A 368-nucleotide genomic window follows, 5' to 3' on the forward strand; every position below is an offset into this window, starting at 1 on the left:
ATCAGTCGCGTATTGAGTGTCTCATTATAGAACCACTCAAGATGGCCATCCTCCATCGTCTCAATATCGTTCGGCTTAGTCACATATTTTGTGACCTCATCAACAGACTCAAGAGTTCCCGCATCCTTAACAATGCACGACATCCTCTCACGAACATCAGCAAGAAAATCCTGCCAGCCGTTCCCCTTCAAATACGGCAGATCAAAGAGGATATTCATATGCATGTTAAGGGTTTCATGATCCTCATTATGAGTGAACTCAKTCCCCCTGAAATACAGATTTGAACCATATTTTTGATTGAGCCAACGGAAGCAATCAGAGAGCTTGCGTGTCCATTTCCTATGCTCCGCCTTGAGGTCATCATATAT

Annotated in this window: 1 protein-coding gene; it reads right to left on the reverse strand. The window is 43.6% G+C overall.

Features of this window, described 5'->3' with window-relative positions; genetic code table 11:
* On the reverse strand, positions 1 to 368 hold a 368-nt coding region (locus KP705_RS21900; protein WP_215765491.1), incomplete at both ends, for a hypothetical protein.

This window comes from Gluconobacter sp. P1D12_c (genome assembly GCF_018812105.1).
Taxonomy (GTDB): Bacteria; Pseudomonadota; Alphaproteobacteria; order Acetobacterales; family Acetobacteraceae; genus Gluconobacter; species Gluconobacter oxydans_A.